17 protein-coding genes are annotated in these 18241 nt (G+C 67.3%); 12 read left to right on the top strand and 5 right to left on the bottom strand.

Annotation, left to right across the window (positions count from 1 at the left end):
- Positions 1-3: 3 nt before the first annotated feature.
- From HV766_RS03640 to phbB, 5 genes are read left to right on the top strand one after another with little or no spacing between them, the layout of a single operon-like run.
- Positions 4-1071, top strand: a complete 1068-nt coding sequence (locus HV766_RS03640; RefSeq protein ID WP_054452014.1) for an HlyD family secretion protein — start codon at positions 4-6, stop codon at positions 1069-1071.
- The gene (gene rbbA / locus HV766_RS03635; protein WP_175180581.1) at positions 1071-3815 is read left to right on the top strand and encodes a ribosome-associated ATPase/putative transporter RbbA; all 2745 of its coding nucleotides are present in this window, start codon (positions 1071-1073) and stop codon (positions 3813-3815) included. The genes HV766_RS03640 and rbbA overlap by 1 nt, the downstream gene beginning before the upstream one ends.
- Before the next feature lies 1 nt (position 3816).
- Positions 3817-4941 carry an ABC transporter permease gene (locus HV766_RS03630; RefSeq protein ID WP_059371289.1) on the top strand — a complete coding sequence of 375 codons (1125 nt, stop codon included), beginning with the start codon at positions 3817-3819 and terminating at the stop codon, positions 4939-4941.
- 47 nt (positions 4942-4988) lie between these two features.
- On the top strand, positions 4989-5456 hold the full coding sequence (locus tag HV766_RS03625; protein ID WP_082400836.1) for a hypothetical protein: 468 nt from the start codon (positions 4989-4991) through the stop codon (positions 5454-5456).
- Positions 5446-6192 (top strand): acetoacetyl-CoA reductase, encoded by a 747-nt coding sequence (gene phbB / locus HV766_RS03620; RefSeq protein WP_119450337.1) that lies wholly within the window; start codon positions 5446-5448, stop codon positions 6190-6192. Before HV766_RS03625 ends, phbB begins: the two co-directional genes overlap by 11 nt.
- Positions 6193-6214: 22 nt before the next feature.
- On the opposite strand, the gene HV766_RS03615 is transcribed toward phbB, so the two are convergent.
- A complete protein-coding gene (locus tag HV766_RS03615) occupies positions 6215-7111 on the bottom strand; it encodes a LysR family transcriptional regulator (RefSeq protein WP_175180580.1) in 897 nt (298 codons plus the stop codon).
- Positions 7112-7249: 138 nt separating this feature from the next.
- On the opposite strand from HV766_RS03615, the gene HV766_RS03610 reads away from it, so the two are divergent.
- From HV766_RS03610 to HV766_RS03580, 7 genes are all read left to right on the top strand, one after another.
- Complete coding sequence (locus HV766_RS03610; RefSeq protein ID WP_175180579.1) at positions 7250-7867, top strand: nitroreductase family protein; 618 nt, start codon at positions 7250-7252, stop codon at positions 7865-7867.
- Positions 7868-7885: 18 nt separating this feature from the next.
- Positions 7886-8764, top strand: coding sequence for an EamA family transporter (locus tag HV766_RS03605; RefSeq protein WP_175180578.1), 879 nt, complete (start codon positions 7886-7888; stop codon positions 8762-8764).
- A gap of 87 nt (positions 8765-8851) precedes the next feature.
- Positions 8852-9547: an alpha/beta hydrolase gene (locus HV766_RS03600; RefSeq protein WP_119450340.1), complete on the top strand. Its 696-nt coding sequence runs from the start codon at positions 8852-8854 to the stop codon at positions 9545-9547.
- A 300-nt stretch (positions 9548-9847) separates the two neighbouring features.
- Positions 9848-11284: a cytochrome ubiquinol oxidase subunit I gene (locus HV766_RS03595; RefSeq protein ID WP_175180577.1), complete on the top strand. Its 1437-nt coding sequence runs from the start codon at positions 9848-9850 to the stop codon at positions 11282-11284.
- A gap of 4 nt (positions 11285-11288) precedes the next feature.
- Entirely contained in the window at positions 11289-12296 is a 1008-nt protein-coding gene (cydB, locus tag HV766_RS03590; RefSeq protein WP_175180576.1) for a cytochrome d ubiquinol oxidase subunit II, read from the top strand.
- Entirely contained in the window at positions 12296-12439 is a 144-nt protein-coding gene (locus tag HV766_RS03585) for a DUF2474 domain-containing protein (protein WP_082400805.1), read from the top strand. Before cydB ends, HV766_RS03585 begins: the two co-directional genes overlap by 1 nt.
- 28 nt (positions 12440-12467) lie before the next feature.
- Positions 12468-13880, top strand: coding sequence for an aminotransferase-like domain-containing protein (locus HV766_RS03580; RefSeq protein WP_054452025.1), 1413 nt, complete (start codon positions 12468-12470; stop codon positions 13878-13880).
- A gap of 14 nt (positions 13881-13894) precedes the next feature.
- On the opposite strand, the gene HV766_RS03575 is transcribed toward HV766_RS03580, so the two are convergent.
- The 4 genes from HV766_RS03575 to tcuA form a co-directional block, all read right to left on the bottom strand.
- Positions 13895-14458, bottom strand: a complete 564-nt coding sequence (locus HV766_RS03575) for a WG repeat-containing protein (protein WP_119450342.1) — start codon at positions 14456-14458, stop codon at positions 13895-13897.
- A 40-nt stretch (positions 14459-14498) separates the two neighbouring features.
- Positions 14499-15473 carry a Bug family tripartite tricarboxylate transporter substrate binding protein gene (locus tag HV766_RS03570; RefSeq protein WP_119450343.1) on the bottom strand — a complete coding sequence of 325 codons (975 nt, stop codon included), beginning with the start codon at positions 15471-15473 and terminating at the stop codon, positions 14499-14501.
- Positions 15474-15547: 74 nt separating this feature from the next.
- Positions 15548-16777 carry a tricarballylate utilization 4Fe-4S protein TcuB gene (gene tcuB / locus HV766_RS03565; RefSeq protein WP_225590387.1) on the bottom strand — a complete coding sequence of 410 codons (1230 nt, stop codon included), beginning with the start codon at positions 16775-16777 and terminating at the stop codon, positions 15548-15550.
- Positions 16764-18179: an FAD-dependent tricarballylate dehydrogenase TcuA gene (tcuA, locus tag HV766_RS03560; protein WP_125470132.1), complete on the bottom strand. Its 1416-nt coding sequence runs from the start codon at positions 18177-18179 to the stop codon at positions 16764-16766. The genes tcuB and tcuA overlap by 14 nt, the downstream gene beginning before the upstream one ends.
- Positions 18180-18241: the final 62 nt, after the last annotated feature.

The raw sequence follows: 18241 nt of genomic DNA, 5'->3' as shown, positions 1-18241 counted from the left end.
CCGATGCGCCTGCCCACCCGAAAACTGGTCCCTGTCCTGATCGCCCTGGCGGTTGCCGCCGGCGGCTACTACGGCTGGCGGTTGCTGTCCGACAGCGGCCCGGGCGAGGGATTCATCAGCGGCAACGGCCGCATCGAAGCCACCGAAATCGACGTGGCTGCCAAGCTTGCCGGCCGGGTGCAGGAAGTGCTGGCGGTCGAAGGCGACTTCGTCGCCGCCGGCCAGCCGCTGGCGCGCATGCAGATCGACACTTTGCAGGCGCAGCGCGAGGAAGCGCGCGCCCAGCATCAGCAGGCCGTCAACGGCGCGGCCAGCGCCAGCGCGCAGGTCGCGCAACGCGAGAGCGACAAGCTGGCTGCAGAGGCCGTGGTGGTGCAACGCGAAAGCGAACTGGACGCCGCGCGCCGCCGCCTGGCCCGCTCTGAGACGCTGTCCAAGGAAGGCGCCTCGTCCATCCAGGAACTGGACGACGACCGCGCCCGCGTGCGCAGCGCACAGGCCTCGGTGCATGCCGCGCGTGCGCAGGTGAAGGCCGCGCAGGCCGCCATCGACGCCGCGCGCGCCGCCGAGGTCGGCGCGCAATCCGCAGTCACCGCCGCACAGGCCACCATCGCCCGCATCGAGGCCGACATCGCCGACAGCGAGCTGCGCGCCCCGCGCGACGGCCGTGTGCAGTACCGCGTGGCACAGCCTGGCGAAGTGCTGGGCGCGGGCGGCAAGGTGCTGAACATGGTGGACCTGGCCGATGTCTACATGACGTTCTTCCTGCCCGAGCAGGCGGCCGGCCGCGTGGCGCTGGGTCAGGACGTACGCATCATCCTCGACGCCGCGCCGCAATACGTCATTCCCGCCAAGGTCTCCTTCGTGGCCAGCACCGCGCAGTTCACGCCCAAGACGGTGGAGACCGCCAGCGAACGGCAGAAGCTGATGTTCCGCGTCAAGGCCCAGATCAGCCCCGAGTTGCTGCAGCGGCACCTGAAGCAGGTCAAGACGGGCCTGCCGGGCGTGGCCTGGCTGAAGCTCGATGCCGACGCGCAATGGCCCGCCAATCTTGAAGTCAAGGTGCCCTGATGACCTCCCCGGACACCGCGCCCGTGGTGACGCTGTCCGGCGTCAGCCTGCGCTACGGCAAGACGGTGGCGCTGGACGGCATCACCCTGGACATTCCCGCAGGCCGCATGGTCGGGCTGATCGGCCCGGACGGCGTCGGCAAGTCCAGCCTGCTGGCCCTGATCGCGGGTTCGCGCGCGGTGCAGGAAGGCAAGGTGGACGTGCTGGATGGCGACATGGCCAGCCGCCGGCACCGCGACGACGTGTGCCCGCGCATCGCCTATATGCCGCAGGGCCTGGGCAAGAATCTCTATCCCACCCTGTCGGTCGAAGAGAACCTGCAGTTCTTCGGCCGCCTGTTCGGCCATGACGAAGCCGAGCGCCGCCGCCGCATCGACAGCCTGACGCGCAGCACCGGCATGTCGGCCTTCCTGTCGCGCCCGGCCGGCAAGCTGTCCGGCGGCATGAAGCAGAAGCTGGGTTTGTGCTGCGCCCTGATCCACGACCCCGACCTGCTGATCCTGGACGAGCCCACCACCGGCGTGGATCCGTTGGCGCGCGCGCAGTTCTGGGACCTGATCAACGAGATCCGCCGCGAGCGCAGCGGCATGAGCGTGATCGTGGCCACGGCCTACATGGACGAGGCGCAGCGCTTCGACTGGCTGATCGCCATGGACGAAGGCCGTGTGCTGGCCACCGGCACGCCCGCCGAACTGCAGCAGCGCACCGGCGCGGACTCGCTGGAAGCCGCCTTCATCTCCTTGCTGCCGGAAGAAAAGAAGCGCGGCCACAAGCCGGTGGAGATCGTGCCGCTGGCCATCGACCAAGACGCCGAGATCGCCATCGAGGCGCGCGACCTGACCATGCGCTTCGGCGATTTCGTCGCCGTGGACCACGTGAACTTCCGCATCCGCAAGGGCGAGATCTTCGGTTTCCTGGGTTCCAACGGCTGCGGCAAGTCCACCACCATGAAAATGCTGACCGGCCTGCTGCCGGCAAGCGAAGGACAGGCCTGGCTATTTGGCGCCGAGGTCGATCCGCGCAACATCGATACCCGCCGCCGCGTGGGCTACATGTCGCAGGCGTTCTCGCTGTATGGCGAGCTGACCGTAATGCAGAACCTGGTGCTGCACGCGCGCCTGTTCCACGTTCCGGAGGCCGAGATTCCGGCGCGCGTGGACGAGATGGTGCAGCGCTTCGACCTGGGCGAAGTGCTGGACACCTTGCCCGAGAATCTGCCCATGGGCGTGCGCCAGCGCCTGTCGCTGGCGGTGGCCATGGTGCACAAGCCCGAGTTGCTGATCCTGGATGAACCGACCTCGGGCGTGGACCCCGTCGCGCGAGACAACTTCTGGCGCCTGCTGATCGCGCTGGCGCGCCAGGACCAGGTCACCATCTTCATTTCCACGCACTTCATGAATGAGGCCCAGCGCTGCGACCGCATGTCGCTGATGCATGCGGGCAAGGTGCTGGTCAGCGCGTCGCCCGACGAGATCACGCGCATGCGCGGCGCGCAGACGCTGGAGGAAGCCTTCATCGCCTACCTGATCGACGCGGGCGCCGGCACCAAACCAGAAGACGCCGACGCGCAAGCCGCTCCCCCCTTGGCGTCCGCCTCCGCCGAAACGCCGGAACACCGCGGCTTCAGCCTGCAGCGCATGCTGAGCTACATGTGGCGCGAATCGCTGGAACTGCGCCGCGACCCGGTGCGCGCCACGCTGGCCCTGGCCGGTTCGCTCTTGCTGATGTTCGTGATGGGCTTTGGCATCAGCATGGACGTGGAGGACCTGCGCTATGCGGTCATGGACCGCGACCAGACCGGCCTGAGCCACAACTACAGTCTGAACCTGGCGGGCTCGCGCTACTTCATCGAACATCCGCCCATTTCCAGCTACGAGGAGATGGACGCGCGCATGCGCAGCGGCGAGCTGTCGCTGGCCATCGAGATACCGCAAGGCTTTGCGCGCGACGCGGAGCGCGGCAACGGCGCGGAGATCGGCGTCTGGATCGACGGCGCCATGCCGCAGCGCGCCGAGACCATCCGCGGCTATGTGCTGGGCATGCACCAGGGCTGGCTGATGCAGCAGGCGCGCGAACGCCTGGGCTCGGACGCGACCCTGCCGGTCAGCATAGAGACGCGCTTCCGCTACAACCCGGATGTGCGCAGCCTCCCCGCCATGGTGCCCGCCGTGATCCCGCTGCTGCTCCTGATGATGCCGGCGATGCTGACGGCGCTGGCGGTGGTGCGCGAAAAGGAGCTGGGTTCCATCATCAATCTGTACGTCACGCCCGTGACACGGCTGGAATTCCTGCTGGGCAAGCAGGCGCCCTACGTGGCGCTGGCCATGCTGAATTTCCTGCTGATGACGCTGCTGGCCGTGACGCTGTTCGGCGTGCCCATCACCGGCAGCTTCCTGACCCTGCTTGCCGCCGCGCTGATCTACAACGTGGTGGCCACCGCCATCGGCCTGTTGGCCTCCACGTTCACCCGCAGCCAGATCGCGGCGCTGTTCTTCACCATGATAGGCACCCTGGTGCCCGCGGTGCAGTTCGCCGGCCTGCTCAACCCGGTGTCGTCGCTGGAAGGCGCCGGCCGCCTGATCGGACAGGTCTACCCCGCCACGCACATGCTGACCATCAGCCGCGGCGTCTTCAGCAAGGCCCTGGACTTCTCCAACCTGCAAGGCTCGTTCTGGCCGCTGCTGATCGCCATTCCCGTCATCCTGGGCGCCTCGGCGCTGCTGCTGAAGAAACAGGAGACCTGAGATGCGGCACCTGGCCAATATCTACCGCCTGGGCGTGAAGGAGCTGTGGAGCCTGGCGCGCGACCCGATGATGCTGATCCTGATCCTCGTGTCGTTCACGCTGATGATCTACACCGCCGCCACGGCCGTGCCGGAAACCTTGCACAACGCTCCCATCGCCGTGGTCGACGAGGACGTCTCGCCCCTGTCCGCGCGCATCACGTCGGCCTTCTATCCCCCGCACTTCACACCGCCGGAAGTAACGACTTCGGCCGAGGCCGATGCCGGCATGGACGCGGGGCGCTACACCTTCTCGGTCAACATCCCGCCCAATTTCCAGCGCGACGTGCTGGCTGGCCGGCCCGCTGAAATCCAGCTCAACGTGGACGCGACCCGCATGAGCCAGGCGTTCACGGGCAGCAGCTACATCCAGCAGATCATCAGCGACGAGATCAACGAGTTCGTCAAACGCTACCGCGCGCCCACCGAACTGCCGGTGGAGCTGGCGGTGCGCATGCGCTTCAATCCCAATCTGACCCAGGCCTGGTTCGGCGCGCTGATGGAGATCATCAACAACGTCACCATGCTGTCCATCATCCTGACCGGCGCCGCGCTGATCCGCGAACGCGAGCACGGCACCATCGAGCACCTGCTGGTCATGCCGGTGACGCCGACCGAGATCATGGTCGCGAAGGTCTGGTCGATGGGGCTGGTGGTGTTGGCATCTGCTGGGCTATCGTTGACTTTCGTGGTACGCGGCTTGCTGCAAGTGCCGATCGAAGGATCGGTGGCGCTGTTCCTGGTCGGGGCGGCGCTGCACCTGTTCGCGACGACCTCTATGGGCATATTCATGGCCACGCTTGCGCGCAGCATGCCGCAGTTCGGCATGTTGCTTGTACTAGTGCTGCTGCCCCTGCAAATGCTGTCGGGCGGCACCACGCCGCGCGAAAGCATGCCGCAGTTCGTACAGGACATCATGCTGGCCGCTCCCACCACTCACTTCGTGGAACTCGGCCAGGCCATTCTCTACCGCGGCGCGGGCTTGAGCGTCGTGTGGCAACCCTTCCTGGCGCTGGCGCTCATAGGCTCGGTCCTGTTCGCGTTCTCGCTGGCGCGCTTTCGCAAGACCCTCAGCCAGATGGCTTGAGGCCTGTGTGTTCGTTACCCCTTACCACTCTCTTAAAAGGACGGATGATGAAGAAAACCACTGCCTCCACGCCTCAGGGCCTTGCCAGCGCCAATGCCGCCTATTGCCAGCGCATGGCGCAGCTTGCGCAGGAAAGCCAGCAGCGCTGGGTTGAACTGGGCCGCCGGCTGGCCGGCGGCAACGCGGAACAATACCTGGCCGCACTGGCGCCCTTGCAACAATCCGGCAACTGGCAAGAGATCGCGCCCGCGCTGGGCGAAATGACGCGCAAGCAATGGCAAAGCCAGCTTGAAGCCAGCCAGGCCATCACCCACGCGCTGCTCGAAGAACAGGCCACCCTGGCCGCCGGCATGAGCGAAGCAATGCGAGGCTGGCTGAAGCAGGCCACCGGCGGCGCCATGGGCATCGAAGACACCCCCATGGCGCAGATCTGGAAGACGCTGTCGAACCAGATGGCGTCGGCGTGCTCGGCCATGCGCGACGCAAGCCAACCGGGATCCCATCATGACGGCTGAACGCACTGCGCTCGTCACAGGCGGGGCCGGCTGCCTCGGACAAGCCATCGCGCGCGCCCTGCACGATGCCGGCCACCAGGTCATCATCACCTACCACTCCAGCGAAGACGCCGCGCGGGCGTGGGTGGACGCGGAGGCGGCCCAGGGCCGCCGCTACGCCATGTACAGGGTGGACGTGGCCGATTACGACTCGTGCCAGGCGCTGGCGCGGCGCCTGGAGGAAGACGGCCGCCAGATCGACATCCTGATCAACAACGCCGGCCTTACCCGCGATGCCAGCCTGCGCAAGATGAGTCACGAAAACTGGACGGACGTGCTGCGCGGCAACCTGGACTCCATGTTCAACATGACCCAGCCGCTATGCGGCGCCATGGCCGACCGGGGCTGGGGCCGCATCGTCAACATCTCGTCCGTCAACGGCAGCAAGGGGTCGTTTGGCCAGACCAACTATGCGGCCTCCAAGGCCGGCATCCACGGCTTCACCAAATCCCTGGCGCTGGAGCTGGCCAGGAAAGGCGTGACGGTGAACACCGTATCGCCGGGCTACCTGGCGACGCGCATGGTGGAGGCCGTGCCCGAAGAGGTGTTGAAGGAGAAGATCCTGCCGCAGATCCCGCTGGGCCGGCTCGGCCGCCCGGAAGAGATCGGCGCGCTGGTCGCCTTCATCTGCAGCGATGCCGCGGCGTTCATGACCGGTAGCAATGTCGCCATGAACGGCGGCCAGCACATGTATTGATGCGGCTAGGGGCCGCCGCGGCTCATTCCCGCGGCGCGCCCAGTTCTTCCAGCAGGAAGTCGACGAAGGCGCGCACCTTGGCCACCATGTGGCGGCGCGAGGGATACACCGCATATACGTAGGTCTCGTCGGGTTTCCAATCCTGCAGCACCGCCTGCAGCGCGCCGCTGTCCAGGTCCTGCTGCACGTACACGCGCGGCACCAGGCTGACGCCAAAACCGGCGCGCAGCGCATCGCGCACCGCCAGGCTGGAACTCACCCTGTAGCGGCCCCGCACCGGCACGCGTTCGGTCTCCCCCGCGCGCTTGAAGGTCCATTCGTCCGCGTGGCCAGACAAGGTGAACTGCACGCGCTCCATGTTGCGCAGCGCCAGGGGCGAGGCCGGCACGCCATGGCGCTCGAAGTAGGCCGGCGCGCCGCAGAGCACGTGGTCCAGCGTCATCAGCTTGCGCGCCACCAGGCTGGAATCCTCCAGCCGGTCGGTGCCGCGGATAGCCAGGTCGTAGCCTTCCTTGACGATGTCGATGCGGCGGTCCTCCAGGTTGAGGTCCAGCGATACCTGCGGATAGCGCTCCAGGAAGCGCGGCATGGCGGCGGACAGCCGGACCAGGCTCAGCGACATGGGCGCGCTGACCCGCAAGGTGCCCGACGGCGCCTGCTGCAAGGGCCCCAGCGATTGCTCGGCTTCGCTCAGGTCGTCCAGGATGCGCGCCACCTGTTCGTAGTAGCGCGCGCCGGCTTCGGTCAGGCTCATGCGGCGGGTGGTGCGGTTGAGCAGGCGCGCCGCCAGGTGGGTTTCCAGTTCGGCGATGTTCTTGCTGACCGCGGCGGGCGACAGGCCCATCTGCCGCGACGCGGCTGCGAAGCCGCCCCGCTCCACCACTTGCCTGAACACCCTCAGCGCCGTCAGATGATCCATAGATTATTCACTATTGGTGAATGATATTGCCATTGAACTGGATATTATCGCCAAACAAGGATTCAATTAGCCTGTGGACATGGAGACGGCGCGCATATGGCGAGCCGGCAATCTCAGCAAATCCCAAGGATGGCAGCCATGAACCACGCCCTGACCGACGCAATCGCGCAACGCGTTTCCGCCAACTTCTTCGATCCCGCCCGCGACGTGGACGACGACATCATCCGTACCCTGGTCTCCTGGGCCACCCGCGCGCCCACCGCCTTCAATCTGCAGAACTGGCGCTTCATCGCCGTGCGCAGCCAGGAGGGCAAGCGCCGGCTGCGCGAGTTGGCGTGGAACCAGCCCAAGGTGAGCGAATCGGCGGTGACCTTCATCGTGCTGGGCGTGCTGCCCCAGGCCGCCTGGATGGCCGACCGCCTGCAACCGTCCGTGGACGCGGGCTTCATGCCCGCGGCCATGGTGCCATCCTGGGAAGCCGCGGCCAGCCGCCTCTATGCCGACTCGCCGCAGACGCAGCGCGACGAGGCCGTGCGCAGCGCCACCTTCGGCGCCTCCACCCTGATGCTGGCAGGACAGGCCCAAGGCCTGGCCGCCAGCCCGATGACCGGCTTTGACGCCGCCGGCGTGGCCCAGGCCTTCGGCTTGCGCCAGGAGGAGGTGCCGGTCATGCTGGTCGCCATGGGCTACGCGCAGGAAGGCAATTGGCCGCAGAAGCCGCGCCGCCCCGTCCACGACGTGCTTGAACTTGCCTGAGCTAGCCGGAGCATGACCATGAACCGCGGTTCCGATCTGCTGTTGACTGCCCTGGCGCCCGCCATCTGGGGCAGCACCTACGTCGTCACCACCCTGATGCTGCCGCAGGACTATCCGCTGACGGTCGCCATGCTGCGCGCGCTGCCGGCCGGCTTCCTGCTGCTGCTGATCGTGCGCCAACTGCCGCAAGGCATCTGGTGGCTGCGCGCCTTCATCCTGGGCGCGCTGAACTTTTCCGTTTTCTGGGCTTTGCTGTTCGTGGCGGCCTACCGCCTGCCGGGCGGCGTGGCCGCCACGCTGGGCGCGGTCCAGCCGCTGGTGGTGATCCTGCTGGCACGCAGCCTGCTGGGCACACCCGTGCGCGGCCTGTCGGTGCTGGCGGCGCTGGGCGGCCTGGGCGGAGTGGCGCTGCTGGTGCTGACGCCCAAGGCCGCGCTGGACCCGGTAGGCATTGCGGCCGGGCTGATCAGCGCCGCCTCGATGGCCCTGGGCACGGTGCTCAGCCGCCGCTGGCAGCCGCCGGTATCAGCGCTCACCTTCACATCGTGGCAGCTGACGGCGGGCGGCATCCTGCTGGCGCCGCTGGCCTTCGCCGCCGAGCCCGCCCTGCCGCCGCTCACGGCGCTTAACGTGGCCGGCATCGCCTACCTGGGTTTGATTGGCGCGGCGCTGACCTATGTGCTCTGGTTCCGGGGCGTAGCGCGGCTGGAGCCTGCGGTGGTCTCCTCGCTGGGCTTTCTCAGCCCCATTACCGCCGTGCTGCTGGGCTGGGGCATGCTGGGCCAGCAGCTGAGCGCCGCGCAGATCGCCGGCATGGTGATCGTGGTCGCCAGCGTGTGGCTGAGCCAGCGCGCCCAGCGTGCGGCCGCCGTCGCGCCAGCCCCGCGTCCGCTGTAACGGCACTGGCGCCGCCGCAAATAGTTGTGGCGGCGCCGTCCTGGCCGGCGCATGATCGTTGCTCCATCCCGAGGAAGGAGCCACATCATGAGCAGCAAACCCAGCATCATTCTTGTGCACGGTTTCTGGGGCGGCGCCGCCCACTGGAGCCGCGTCATCCTGGAACTGGCGCGCAAGGGCTATCAAGACCTGCACGCCGTCGACATGCCGCTGGCCTCCCTGGCCGGCGACGCCGAACGCACGCGCAAAATGATCGCGCAGCAGAAGGGCCCCGTGCTGCTGGTGGGCCATTCGTACGGCGGCGCGGTCATTACCGAAGCCGGCAACCAGCCCAACGTGGCCGGCCTGGTGTACATCGCCGCCTTCGCCCCGGACGCGGGAGAAAGCCCGGGCGGCATCACACAAGAAATGCTGCCCGCGGCCGCGCCCAACCTGGCGCCCGACAGCGACGGCTACCTCTGGCTGCGCGCCGACAAGTTCCATGAGAGCTTCTGCCAGGACCTGTCCGCCGACGAGGGCCTGGTCATGGCCGTCACGCAAAAGGCGCCCCTGGCCAGCGCCTTCGGCGAAACGGTGTCCGTCCCCGCATGGCGCAGCAAGCCGTCCTGGTACCAGATATCCAGCCAGGACCGGATGATCGCCCCCGAAAACCAGACGCGCATGGCCGCGCGCCTGAACACCCGCAAGACCATCACGCTGGACGCCAGCCACGCATCGCTTGCGTCGCGCGCCGCCGAGGTGGCCGGCCTGATCGACGAAGCGGCGCGCGCCTGCGCATCCTAGGCGCCGGCCTGGCGGGCTGCGCACTCAAAACCAGCGTATCAGGGGACGCACCCGCCTTTTCTGTGCTGCTTTTTTTGTAACTTCATCGTCTTCGCAAGACTTGCAGCACAGATGCTTTCCCTATGAAAAGCGCATTTTCTTCCGGCAATCCATCCAAACTGATCCGCTTTTTTATTCATGCTCTGAATCTGTACTGATCCAGGCTGCGGCTCTAACTTCACGGTGTAGGTCAAACACCCGTCAGCGCACGCCGTCTTGTGGCGGTTGAGGCGCGCTGGCGAAGAAGTCAGGAATACCGCCATGGATAGCGACGCGCTATTGCTTGCCCGAATACAGTTCGGCTTCACCATCTCGTTTCACATCATCTTCCCCGCCATCACCATCGGCCTGGCCAGCTATCTCGCCGTGCTGGAAGGCCTGTGGCTGCGCACGCGCAACACCGTCTACCGCGACCTCTACCATTTCTGGACCAAGATCTTTGCCGTCAACTTCGGGATGGGCGTGGTGTCCGGCCTCGTGATGGCGTATCAGTTCGGCACCAACTGGAGCTTCTTCTCCGATTTCGCCGGCAGCGTGACCGGGCCCTTGCTGGCCTATGAAGTGCTGACCGCCTTCTTCCTGGAAGCCGGCTTCCTGGGCGTGATGCTGTTCGGCTGGTCGCGCGTCGGGCCGGGCCTGCATTTCTTCTCGACCGTGATGGTGGCGCTGGGCACGCTGGTGTCCGCCACCTGGATCCTGGCCTCCAACAGCTGGATGCAGACGCCCGCCGGCTATGAAATCCTGGACGGCCGCGTGGTGCCCACGGACTGGCTGGCCGTGATCTTCAATCCGTCCTTCCCCTACCGCCTGGCGCACATGGGCATCGCCGCGTTCCTGGCGACCGCGCTGATGGTGGGCGCATCCGGCGCCTGGCACATGTTGCGCGGCGACCGCAGCCCCGCCGTGAAGAAGATGTTCGCGATGGCCATGGGCATGCTGCTGCTGGTGGCCCCATTGCAAGCCGTGGTGGGCGACTTCCATGGCCTGAACACGCTCAAGCACCAGCCCGCCAAGATCGCGGCCATCGAAGGCCATTGGGAAAACGAGCCTGGCGCTGGCGTGCCGCTGACACTGTTCGGCATCCCCGACATGGAGCGCGAGGAAACGCGCTACGCGGTCAACATTCCGCGCCTGGGCAGCCTGATCCTCACGCATAGCTGGGACGGCCAGTTCCCGGGTCTGAAGTCCTATCCGCCCGAAGACCGTCCCAACGCCACGGCCGTGTTCTGGTCGTTCCGCGTGATGGCGGGCCTGGGCATGCTGATGATCGCGCTCGCCCTCTGGGCCGCGTGGTCGCGCTGGCGTGGCCGGCTGTACGAATCGCGCTGGTTGCACCGGTTTGCGCTGTGGATGGGACCTTCCGGGCTGATCGCCATCCTGGCCGGCTGGTACGTGACGGAAATCGGCCGCCAGCCCTGGGTGGTGTACGGCGTCATGCGCACCGCCGACGCGGCCACGCCGCACGGACTGGGCGAACTGACGCTGACGCTGGCGCTGTTCGTGGTGGTGTACCTGCTGGTGTTCGGCGCCGGCGTCTCGTACATGCTGCGCCTGATCCGCATGGGCCCCAGCCCCGCCCCAGGCCACGCGCCGCTGTCGGGCGGCCCGGGAGAACCGCGCCAGCCCTCGCGGCCGCTGTCGGCCGCCTCCACCCTGGCGGGCATCGAGCCCGCGCAACGCAAGCCTTCGGGAGTCTGAGGCCATGGGCATCGACCTTGCACTGGTATGGGCCGTCATCATCCTGTTCGGCGTGATGATGTACGTGATCATGGATGGCTTCGATCTGGGCATCGGCATCCTCTTTCCGCTGATCTCCGATCGCGAGGAACGCGACGTCATGGTCAACACCGTGGCGCCCGTGTGGGACGGCAACGAGACCTGGCTGGTACTGGGCGGCGCCGGCCTGATGGCCGCGTTCCCGCTGGCCTACTCGGTGATCCTGAGCGCGCTGCACCTGCCGCTGGTATTCATGCTGCTGGGCCTGATCTTCCGCGGCGTGGCGTTCGAATTCCGCTTCAAGGCAGACGAGCATCACCGCCCGCTGTGGGACCGCGCCTTTGTGCTCGGTTCCGTGTGCGCCACGTTCTTCCAGGGCGTGACGCTGGGCGCCTACATCGAAGGCATCCCGGTCGTGGACCGCGCCTATCAAGGCGGCGCCTGGGACTGGATCAGCCCGTTCTCGCTCTTCACCGGGGCGGGGCTAGTGGTGGCTTACGCGCTGCTCGGCTGCACCTGGCTCATCATGAAGACCGAAGGCCGCCTGCACCGCCACATGTGCGACATCGCCCGTCCGCTCACGCTGCTGCTGCTGGCCGTGATCGCGGCGCTCAGCGTCTGGACGCCGCTGGCGCAGCCGCAGATCGCGCAGCGCTGGTTCAGCCTGCCCAACATGTTCTGGTTCCTGCCCGTGCCGCTGCTGGTCGCCGTGACCGGCTTCGATCTCATCCGCCGCGTCAAGGGCATGCCCAACGCCGGCCCCTTCGTGCTGTCGCTGGCGCTGCTGTTCCTGGGGTACAGCGGCCTGGGCATCAGCATCTGGCCCGCCATCATCCCGCCTGACGTGTCCATCTGGACCGCATCCGCGCCGCCGCAAAGCCTGGGCTTCGCGCTGGTGGGAGCGTTGGTGATCATTCCGATTATTCTCATGTACACCGCCTGGTCGTACTACGTGTTCCGGGGCAAGGTGCGCCTTGGCGAGGAGTTCCACTGATGAACGGCTCCCAATCCTCCCTGCCCTCATGGCGCAGCCGCCTGCTCTGGCTGGCGATGATCTGGGCATGCAGTGTCGCGGCCCTGGGCGTGGCGGCCTATGCGCTGCGCCTGGTGATGAGATCCATCGGCATGTCGACCTGAATACGACCCACGCAAACGGACCCGCCCCATGAAGCGCTATGAACGGCTGACAGAAGAAATCACCGCCTCGATCCGATCGGGCCTGCTGCAGGCGGGCGACCGCCTGCCCTCGGTGCGGCAGACCAGCGCCAGCCGCGGGGTCAGCCCGTCGACGGTGTTCAAGGCCTACTACCTGCTGGAAGCCCGCGGCCTGATCCGGGCGCGCGACCGCTCCGGCTATTACGTGCTGCGCGCGCCGCACGCCACGCTGCCGGAGCTGGACGGATTGTCCAGCGCCAGCGCCGGACGCCATCCGGTGGACGTCAGCGACAACGTGCTGCAGGTGCTCAACGCCACCCTGCGCCGCGACATGCTGCCCTTTGGCTCGGCCTTTCCCAACCCGTCGCTGCTGCCCTACGGACGCCTGGCGAAGTTCATGGCGGCCACGGTGCAGCGCCTGGACCCCTGGGGCTCGATCGACGACCTCAGTCCGGGCGACGCGGCGCTGCGCCGCGCCATCGCGCTGCGCTACCTGGCCGACGGCATGTCGGTGCCGGTGGACGACATCATCATCACCAACGGCGCGCTGGACGCGCTGAACCTTAGCCTGGCGGCGGTCACCGAGCCCGGCGACGCGGTCATCGTGGAATCCCCCACCTTCTACGCCGCGCTGCAATCGCTGGAGCGCAACCACCTGCACGCCATCGAAGTGGCCACGCATCCGCGCGAAGGCATAGACCTGCGGGCGCTGGAGCAGGCCATCCTGCGCCACCGCCCCAAAGCCTGCTGGCTCATGACCACCTTCCAGAACCCGCTGGGCAGCCTGATGCCCGACGACAAGAAGGAAGCGCTGGTGCGGTTGCTTGCGAGCCACGACGTGGCGTTGATCGAAGACGACGTCTACGGCGAGCTGTACTTCGGCGAGCAGCGTCCGCGCCCCGCCAAGGCCTACGATCGCGATGGCATCGTCATGCACTGCTCTTCGTTCTCCAAGACCCTGGCGCCGGGCTACCGCGTGGGCTGGGTGGCCGCCGGCCGCTACACGCGGCGCATCATGCGCAACAAGCTCACCACCAGCCTGGCGACCGCCGCGCCTACGCAGGCCGCCATCGCCGCCTATCTGGAAAAAGGCGGCTTCGACCGCCACCTGCGGCAATTCCGCCAGGCGCTGGCCCAGCAGCAAGGGGAACTGCTGCAAGCCATCGCCCGCTACTTCCCCAAGGGCACGCGCGCCACGCGACCGCTGGGCGGCTACTTCGTGTGGGTGGAGCTGCCGGCCCATATCGACACGCTCAAGGTGCACCGCGCCGCGCTGGGACACGGCATCAGCATCGCCCCGGGTCCGCTGTTTTCAGCGTCAGGCGCCTTCGGCAACTTCCTGAGGCTGAACGGCGGCCATCCCTGGAATCCCGAAATGGAGCAAGGCATGGCGACGCTGGGCAAGCTGCTGGCGGGCGGCTGATCCGCGAGCGTCGTTCAGCGGCGCTTTCTCGCGGCCTCCAGATCGCTGCGCAAGGACGCAGCGTCCGGCCGCAGGGGCAGCGCCAGGACGCCCTTGCGGTCGATGGCGCCCCAATCGCCGCCGACCATCACGGAATGCTCGCCATCCTGCACGCTGACGCAATGGCTGCACACTGCGGCCAGACCGCTGCTGAAAGGCTCAGCCCACGCATAGGAGGTGGCCAGCGCCAGCTCCAGCTGCTTGTCGTAGTAGGCCATGCCTTCCGGCCTGCGCCCGCGCGCCAGCCCTTCCTCGAACTCGTCCGGGCCGTTGTCGTAGGTAATCACGGACACCGACCGGCCATCCGGCCGCACCCAACGCCAGCCAGCGACGGCCGCGGGCGCCAGGCCATCGGCGCCGAACTGCATGCGGCGCAAGATTTCGGGGTTGAAGACGATGCCGCCGCCGTCCTCGCGGGCGCACTGTTCCGCGTGGCCGAATGCGCCTTCGTCGGTCTTGTCCGCATAGAAGCAGGAAAGTTCGAAGGCAGCCGCGTTGCCCGTTGCCAGGGCCAGCGTGGTGAGCAGGGCAATAAGCATGCGTCATTCTAGGACACTGCCCCGCTCTACGCCCCCGGTATCAGTTCGCCGTGGCGCCCGAATCCTTGACGGCCTTGGCCCAGGCCGCAATCTCGCTCTGGATGAAGGCGCCAAACGCCGCCGTGTTCAGGCTGGAGGCCTGCGCGCCCTCTTCCATCAGGCGCTGCTTGACCGCAGGCGCGGCCAGCGCGCCGCTCAACGCCTGGTTCAGCGTGGCGACCACCGCGTCCGGCGTGCCCGCCGGCGCAACGATGCCGTGCCACGACACGGCCTGAAAGCCCGGCAGGCCCGATTCCGCCATGGTGGGGATATCCGTCATGGCGGGCGAACGCTGCGGCGAGGTAACCGCCAGCGCGCGCAGCGTGCCGGCCTTTACGTGCGGCAGCACGCCGGGAATGGTCGTGAACATGAAGTCGATCTGGCCGCCGATCAGGTCGGTGATGGCCGGACTGCCGCCCTTGTAGGGGATGTGCGTGAACTGGAGCTTCGCGGCGCTCTTGAACATCTCGCCGGCCAGATGGCCAGGCGTGCCCGCGCCGGCCGAGCCCATGTTGATCTTGTCGCCCTGCGAACGGATGTAGGCAACCAGCTCCTGCACATTGGCAGCCTGCACCTGCTTGCCCACCACCAGCACATTGGGCACGGTGGCCAGCAGCGTCACGGGCGTGAAGTCCTTCACCGCATCGTACGAAATCCGCGAGTACAAGGACGGATTGATGCCGTGCGTGCTGGCAGTTGCCAAGAGCAGCGTGTAGCCGTCCGGCGCGGACATCGCCACCTGCTTGGCGGCGATGGTGCCGTTAGCGCCGCCCTTGTTGTCGATGACGATGGTTTGCCCCAGCGTCTTCGCCGCCTCCGCCGCAACGGTGCGCGCCAGGATGTCCGAGGTGCCGCCCGCGGAATGCGGCACCACCAGCGTGATCGGCTTCGAGGGGAAGGACTGGGCTTGCGCCGGCAAGGCCGGCAGCAGACAGGCGGCCAGCGCGGCACGCGCCAGCAAGGAAGTGCGGAACATTGAAGTCTCCTGGTTTGTTGTCGGTCGCGGCGCCGTCGACGGACGCCGTCATGGCCGCGCGGCTGCGCGGTGCTTCAATCCGAGCCCAGTTGCAGCTTGTTGGGCTGGCGTTTCTCGATGGCCCACTTCAACAACGCGGCCGAACGATAGATACCGTGGGCGAACTTGCCGTAGGGCAGCGTCAGGAATAGCGCCATCACCACGCCCAGGTGAATCGCCAGCAGCAGCGCCATCGCGCCGCCGTCGCGGCCGGCCAGCAAGGCCAGGCCCGTGGCGCTGGTCAGGAACAGCAGCGCAATGAAGCCGCGGTCCATGGGCTTTTGCGCCGCGTCGCCCTGCTGCGGATGACGCTTAAGGTTCAACCACAGCAGTCCCGCGGGTCCGATCAACAGGCCGACGCCGCCTGCCGTACCCAGCAGCACAGGCGCGCTCCAGAAGGGATACGGCGCCTGCTGGTCCAGCAGATAGTGATACAGCGTCGCCACGCTGGTGGCGGCGAAACACAGCATGAAGCCGTAGAACGTGAAGTGATGGAAGCGGCGGCGCCACAAGGTGAAGGCGTCGTCCGCGTTGTTGCAGCCCTTGCCATGCCCCCCATCCAGGTAGCGCAGGCGCAGGGCGTCATGCGCCGCTTCCGCCACTGCAGCGCCTGTGGCCGCGCCCGGACTGACATTGCGCCAGAAGCGCGTCACGCCCACGCCCAGCGCCAGCATCGCAAAGCCGAACACCGCGCCGAACATCAGCGCCAGCGTGTTGTGCGGGAATACGGCATAGAAGTTGCCGCCCATGGGCTCATGCAGCAGCCCGCCCCCCATCAGCGCCGCCAGGGCCAGGAACAGCGCCAGGCCTGCGGCCGTCGCCAGCGACAGGGCCAGGCCGTTGCGCTTGTACAGCCTGCCCAACACGGGCGGCCAGGCGTAGTCGGTGTACGTCTGCATCCGCACCCGCGCCATGGATTGCGGCACGTTCACCGCGAACTCGTGCGGCGGCGCGTACTGGCAGGCATGCAGACAGGCGCCGCAGTTGTGGCACAGGTTGGCCAGGTAGTTCAAGTCGGCCTTGCCGAATTCCAGGCGACGGGTCATGGCGGGAAACACCGCACAGAATCCTTCGCAATAGCGGCAGGCGTTGCAGATCTGCATGACGCGGGCGACTTCGGTTTCATCGCCCGTCAGCAGATCCGCCCGGCGTTCGGCCTGTTTGCCATGCCAGCGCACCGGCTGCTCTGCCATGACGGGCGCTGCCTCGCCATGCTGCGTGGAAAAGGACTGGGCCTCGCGGGCCAGGGCTTCAAGCTGCTTCATGTCGTGCTTCCGCGTTATGCCGGCCGCGCGCGGCGGCGGCGGCCCGGGTGCCGGCGATGCGGCCGAAGGCCGTGCCGATGGACATCCCCACCCCGGCCGTATAGCCCTTGCCCAGCACATTGCCTGCCATCATTTCGCCCGCGACGAACAGGTTGTCGCTGGGCACGTCGCTGAACCGGACCGCGGCGGTGTCGTCCACCTTCAGGCCCAGGTAGGTAAAGGTGATGCCGGGCCGCAAGGCATAGCCATAGAACGGCGCCGTGTCGATGGGCCGCGCCCAGTGCGTCTTGGCCGGCGCCAGGCCTTCGGTATGGCAGTCGTCCAGCGCCGTATGGTCGAACTTGCCGACGCGGCAGGCCGCGTTGTAGTCGCGCACGGTCTGCTCGAAGACCGCCGGGTCCAGCCCCAGCTTCACCGCCAGTTCCGGCAAGGTGTCGGCCTGCACGCCCGGGAACACCGGCGGCATGAAGCGGCCCACGGCCTTGGCGTCAATGATGGAATAGGCGATCTGGCCCGGCTGCATGGCTGTCAGGCGGCCCCAGATCGCGTAGCGCTTGGGCCAGAAGTCCTCGCCCTCGTCGTAGAAGCGCCTGGCCTCCCGGTTGACCACCACGCCCAGCGACACGCAATCGATGCGCGTGCAGATGCCGCCGTCGTACAGCGGCGCGCGCGCATCGATTGCCACGCAATGCGACTGCGACGGATCGCCGATGCTGTCCGCGCCGGCGTCCAGCATGAACTTCAGCAGCACGCCCATGTTGTAGCGCGTGCCGCGGATCAGGAAATTGTCGGCCGGCCATTCGCCGCGCTCGTTCTGGCCCCAGGCTTCGCGCAGCCATTCGCGGTTGGATTCGAAGCCGCCGGCCGCCAGCACGCAGGCGCGCGCCTCGATGCGCTCATGGCCGATGCGCGCCGCCACGAAGCGCCCTTCCTCCAGCTCCAGCGAGTCGACCGGCGCGTCGTAGCGGATCTGCACGCCCAGCGCTTCGGCGCTGCGATAGTAGGCGTTGACCAGGGCCTTGCCGCCGCCCATGAAGAAGGCGTTGGTGCGCGCCACGTGCAGCGCGCCGGACAAGGGCGGCTGGAAGTTCACGCCATGGCGGCGCATCCAGTCGCGACAGGTGGAGGACTCGCGGATGACCAGCCGCGCCAGATGCTCGTTGGTCAGCCCGCCCGTCACCTTGAGCAGATCCTGCCAGTATTCTTCCTCGGGATAGGCCTCGACCAGCACGTCCTGCGGCGCGTCGTGCATGCAGCGCAGATTGCGCGTGTGCTGCGAATTGCCGCCGCGCCATTCGCGCGGCGCCGCTTCCAGCAGCAGCACGCTGGCGCCGGCCTCGCGCGCCATCAGGGCCGCGCACAGCGCCGCGTTGCCCCCTCCCACCACCAAGACGTCGACCATGCCATCGTTCCTCTTCCAAGGAACGGACTGTAGCGAGCGGCAGCGCCCGCCGATATCAGCCC

The organism is Achromobacter aegrifaciens (genome assembly GCF_902859735.1).
Taxonomy (GTDB): domain Bacteria; phylum Pseudomonadota; class Gammaproteobacteria; order Burkholderiales; family Burkholderiaceae_B; genus Achromobacter; species Achromobacter aegrifaciens.
The sequence above is the reverse complement of the archived record's forward strand: the minus strand, read 5'-3'. Positions and strand labels throughout refer to the sequence as shown.

What these genes read in the sequence shown, in the direction of transcription:
- HV766_RS03640 (WP_054452014.1), top strand. Translation starts at nt 4, where the DNA reads ATGCGCCTGCCCACCCGAAAACTGGTCCCTGTCCTGATCGCCCTGGCG.
- rbbA (WP_175180581.1), top strand. Translation starts at nt 1,071, where the DNA reads ATGACCTCCCCGGACACCGCGCCCGTGGTGACGCTGTCCGGCGTCAGC.
- HV766_RS03630 (WP_059371289.1), top strand. Translation starts at nt 3,817, where the DNA reads ATGCGGCACCTGGCCAATATCTACCGCCTGGGCGTGAAGGAGCTGTGG.
- HV766_RS03625 (WP_082400836.1), top strand. Translation starts at nt 4,989, where the DNA reads ATGAAGAAAACCACTGCCTCCACGCCTCAGGGCCTTGCCAGCGCCAAT.
- phbB (WP_119450337.1), top strand. Translation starts at nt 5,446, where the DNA reads ATGACGGCTGAACGCACTGCGCTCGTCACAGGCGGGGCCGGCTGCCTC.
- HV766_RS03615 (WP_175180580.1), bottom strand. Translation starts at nt 7,111, where the DNA reads ATGGATCATCTGACGGCGCTGAGGGTGTTCAGGCAAGTGGTGGAGCGG.
- HV766_RS03610 (WP_175180579.1), top strand. Translation starts at nt 7,250, where the DNA reads ATGAACCACGCCCTGACCGACGCAATCGCGCAACGCGTTTCCGCCAAC.
- HV766_RS03605 (WP_175180578.1), top strand. Translation starts at nt 7,886, where the DNA reads ATGAACCGCGGTTCCGATCTGCTGTTGACTGCCCTGGCGCCCGCCATC.
- HV766_RS03600 (WP_119450340.1), top strand. Translation starts at nt 8,852, where the DNA reads ATGAGCAGCAAACCCAGCATCATTCTTGTGCACGGTTTCTGGGGCGGC.
- HV766_RS03595 (WP_175180577.1), top strand. Translation starts at nt 9,848, where the DNA reads ATGGATAGCGACGCGCTATTGCTTGCCCGAATACAGTTCGGCTTCACC.
- cydB (WP_175180576.1), top strand. Translation starts at nt 11,289, where the DNA reads ATGGGCATCGACCTTGCACTGGTATGGGCCGTCATCATCCTGTTCGGC.
- HV766_RS03585 (WP_082400805.1), top strand. Translation starts at nt 12,296, where the DNA reads ATGAACGGCTCCCAATCCTCCCTGCCCTCATGGCGCAGCCGCCTGCTC.
- HV766_RS03580 (WP_054452025.1), top strand. Translation starts at nt 12,468, where the DNA reads ATGAAGCGCTATGAACGGCTGACAGAAGAAATCACCGCCTCGATCCGA.
- HV766_RS03575 (WP_119450342.1), bottom strand. Translation starts at nt 14,458, where the DNA reads ATGCTTATTGCCCTGCTCACCACGCTGGCCCTGGCAACGGGCAACGCG.
- HV766_RS03570 (WP_119450343.1), bottom strand. Translation starts at nt 15,473, where the DNA reads ATGTTCCGCACTTCCTTGCTGGCGCGTGCCGCGCTGGCCGCCTGTCTG.
- tcuB (WP_225590387.1), bottom strand. Translation starts at nt 16,777, where the DNA reads ATGAAGCAGCTTGAAGCCCTGGCCCGCGAGGCCCAGTCCTTTTCCACG.
- tcuA (WP_125470132.1), bottom strand. Translation starts at nt 18,179, where the DNA reads ATGGTCGACGTCTTGGTGGTGGGAGGGGGCAACGCGGCGCTGTGCGCG.